Source organism: Nitrosophilus sp., from assembly GCF_982775275.1.
Genome location: NZ_CEXZHP010000154.1, coordinates 1 through 3,682 on the forward strand (window position 1 = coordinate 1; position 3,682 = coordinate 3,682).

Annotated in this window: 4 protein-coding genes; all 4 read left to right on the forward strand. The window is 32.2% G+C overall.

What is annotated here, in order from left to right; genetic code table 11:
• Positions 1-16: 16 nt before the first annotated feature.
• The 4 genes from AC30RD_RS07265 to tsaD are packed head-to-tail and all read left to right on the forward strand — an operon-like array spanning position 17 to position 3,593.
• On the forward strand, positions 17-778 hold the full coding sequence (locus tag AC30RD_RS07265; RefSeq protein WP_489493765.1) for a phosphatidate cytidylyltransferase: 762 nt from the start codon (positions 17-19) through the stop codon (positions 776-778).
• Between the two features lie 12 nt (positions 779-790).
• Entirely contained in the window at positions 791-1,870 is a 1,080-nt protein-coding gene (gene dxr / locus AC30RD_RS07270) for a 1-deoxy-D-xylulose-5-phosphate reductoisomerase (RefSeq protein ID WP_489493767.1), read from the forward strand.
• Between the two features lie 18 nt (positions 1,871-1,888).
• Positions 1,889-2,614: a hypothetical protein gene (locus tag AC30RD_RS07275; protein WP_489493761.1), complete on the forward strand. Its 726-nt coding sequence runs from the start codon at positions 1,889-1,891 to the stop codon at positions 2,612-2,614.
• Positions 2,604-3,593: a tRNA (adenosine(37)-N6)-threonylcarbamoyltransferase complex transferase subunit TsaD gene (tsaD, locus tag AC30RD_RS07280; protein ID WP_489493763.1), complete on the forward strand. Its 990-nt coding sequence runs from the start codon at positions 2,604-2,606 to the stop codon at positions 3,591-3,593. Before AC30RD_RS07275 ends, tsaD begins: the two co-directional genes overlap by 11 nt.
• Positions 3,594-3,682: the final 89 nt, after the last annotated feature.

The window sequence follows — 3,682 nt, forward strand, 5'->3', positions numbered from 1 at the left end:
AATTCCAAGGAAATATATGTTTAACATCATAAAAGAAAATTCCCAAAGGTTTGTAACCGGCACTATTTTACTTGCGGTTGTTGTTGCAGTTGGGCTTATAGATAACTATTTTTTAACCTGGGCCTTTTTTGGAGTAATTTATATGTTCGCCTTTTACGAAACATTGAAGCTATTAAAAATGGATAGCCATAACAATCTCTTTTTTTGGGCTTTTATTTTATGGATTGTTGCCTATTTTTATCCAAATCCAGACGATCTTTTTTTTGTGATTGCTATAATTTTTGCCTCTTTTTTGGCATATCATAAAGATTATGATTTAAAAAACTTTCTGCCTTTTTTATATCCTACTTCATCATTTCTGTTTTTATTGGCTCTATATCACGATTTTGGTATGAACTCTCTTATTTGGCTTTTGATAGTTGTAGCCATTAGCGATATCGGAGCCTTTTTTATAGGAAAACTTATAGGTAAAACTCCTTTTAGCGAAACTTCTCCAAATAAAACATTAGAGGGTGCGATAGGAGGAGTGGTGTTGGCTACATTTTTTGGTAGCTTTTACGCCCTAACTTTAGTTGATTTGCCTTATGCGATAGTTATCTCCTTTTTAACATCAATTGCTGGAATATTTGGCGATCTTTTTGAGAGCTACCTAAAAAGAAGAGCCAAAGTTAAAGATAGCGGAAATATTTTGCCAGGACACGGAGGAGTTTTAGATAGGGTAGATGGATATCTTTTTGCAGGTCCTGCTATGGTTATTTTGCTAAGAGGACTTTTATAAGTGAAAAAAAAGATAGCACTTCTTGGATCGACCGGTTCAATCGGTGTTAATACTTTAAATATAGCAAGAGAGTTTGGTATCGATGTAGAGGTGTTAGTTGCGGGCAACAATATAGAGCTGCTACAAAAACAGATCGATGAATTTAACCCAAAAATAGTGGTGGTAGGTAAAAAAGAGCATGTCAAAAAGATAAAACATAAAAATGTTTTGTATGAAGAAGAAGGAATATTAGAAGCTATACAAAATTGCCAATCAAAAATAGTAGTTAACGCTCTTGTGGGTTTTTTGGGATTAAAGCCAACTCTAAAGGCTTTGGAGTTAAATAAAGAGGTAGCTTTAGCCAATAAAGAGTCTTTGGTGGTTGCTGGAAAATTTATAAAAAGCTCCAAAATAACACCTATTGATAGCGAACATTTTGGACTTTGGTATATATTAAATCAAAATAATATCCCATATTCAAAACTTACCATAACCGCAAGCGGAGGAGCTTTTAGAGACTGGAGCGAGGAGAAGTTAAAAAATGCTACTTTAAAAGATGCCCTAAAACATCCAAACTGGAGTATGGGCAAGAAGATAACGATCGATAGCGCTACTATGGTAAATAAGCTTTTTGAGATTCTTGAGGCAAAATGGCTTTTTAATACCGATAAGATAGACGCAATAATTGAGACTAAATCTTTAATACACGCGATTGTGGATTTTGTAGACGGATCTACTCTTTTGCAAGCTTTTAGTGCGGATATGAGACTTCCTATCGCATATGCGATTTTAAAAAAAGTTGATAAAAATATAGTAAAAAATATCGATTTTACTCAAATCAAAAATATAGAGTTTAAAAAAATAGATGAGTTAAAATATCCAATTTGGCAGATTAAAGATTTGCTTTTAAAAAAGCCAGAACTTGGAGTAGTGGTAAATGCTGCAAACGAAGTGGCTGTTGAGGCTTTTATAAACAAAAAAATCTCTTTTTTAAAAATATCTGAGATGATACTAGATAGCGTTGAGGTTTTTAAGGATATAAAATTGAATAAAGTAGATGATGTTTTTGTTTTAGATAAAGAGGTTAGGATATTTGCCAAATATCTGATATAAATTTTTAGGAGTTAAAAGTTGGTTTTTAAAATTTTGTTGGCACTCTCTTTGCTATTTTTTACCGGATGCGAGTTTAAAGAGGATAAAATATCCGATAAAAAAATAGATAAATTACAAGAGAGAAAAGCAAAACTTGACGAAAAGATCGCTTTAGCAAGAGCTCAGGCCGATAAAAAAAGAGAAATTGCTCTGATGCAGATGAGAAAAAGACTCGAAGAGCTGAGTTTAAAAGAGACAAAAACGAAAGCTCAAAAAGAGATAGAACTTGAAAAGATTAGAGCTCAAAAGGAGCTTGAACTTCAAAAAATACAAAAAGAGTTAAAATTAAAAGAGTTAGAACTTTTAAAAGAGAAGCAAAAAATAGAGCTTGAAAATCAAAAGCTTATTGCCCAAAAAGAGATAGAGGTTAAAAAACAGTTTTTGATATATTCGCTAATTGCGCTTATATTGATAATTCTTTCTATATTGATAATCTTATATGTATACAAAAAAAGAAAAGATAAGATTATAGCCTATCATGATAATCTGGAAAAATATTTTAGAATGAAAGAAAACGAAGCAAAAATCGCAATAGCAAACAAAATAATAGATACTATTGCTCAACAAAAATTAACCCCACAGCAAGAGGAGAGACTTTTAAAAGTATTAAAAGGAGAAACAAAAGAGATTCCAAAAGAGATAGAAAATAAAGATGAAGTGGTAGAGGCTTTAATAGAAGAAAAGAAGGGAAAAAATGATTCTTAGTATCGAAAGCAGTTGTGATGATAGCTCTATCGCAATTACCGAAATAAAAAGCAAAAAACTTATTTTTCATAAAAAAATATCACAAGATAAAGAGCATTCTATTTATGGAGGAGTAGTTCCTGAGCTTGCTAGCAGATTGCACGCGGTGGCTTTGCCAAAGATTTTAGAAGAGTGCAAAAAATATCTAAATAACATAAAAGCCGTAGCCGTTACAAATGAACCCGGACTTTCTGTTACCTTAGCAGAAGGCGTTATGATGGCAAAAGCTATCTCTTTGAGTTTAAACGTGCCAATTATAGGTATAAACCATTTAATCGGACATATATATTCTCTTTTTATAGAAAAAGATGAGTCTTTGCCAAAGTTTGTTCTTTTGGTTTCTGGCGGTCATACTATGATTTTGGATGTGGAGGATTTTAATGTCGTAAGAGTAGTGGCAAATACCCTTGATGATAGCTTTGGAGAGAGTTTTGATAAAGTTGCAAAAATGCTAAATCTTGGTTATCCCGGAGGCCCTATCATAGAAGAGTATGCAAAAAACGGAGATAAAAACAGATTTGACTTTCCTATCCCTCTTAAAAATTCTCCAAAAATCGCTTTTAGCTTTTCAGGGTTAAAAAATGCAGTAAGACTTCAGATAGGAAAATTAAAAGATATAAATGAAAAAGATAGATATGATATCGCCGCATCCTTTCAAAAGGCTGCGATTGAGCATCTTTTGCAAAAAACAAAAAAAGTTTTTGATATTTTTAAACCAAAAAACTTTGCCATAGTTGGCGGTGCAAGCGCAAATATGGCTTTAAGAGAAGCATTTGTCTCCGAATGTAAAAAAAGAGGCATCCATATAGAATTTGCTCCGTTGAAATTTTGTAGCGATAACGCGGCTATGATAGGAAGAGCGGCAATTAGAGCTTATGAGTTAAAAAAATTTGACGACCCCTTAAATTTAGCCACTGAGCCAAAATCCACCATATTTTAAAATTAAAAAAAACTTATAAATCTATACACAATTTTAATTAAGACAAAATTTATCCGATTTAGTTATAATTTTGTTACAACTTTATTAAA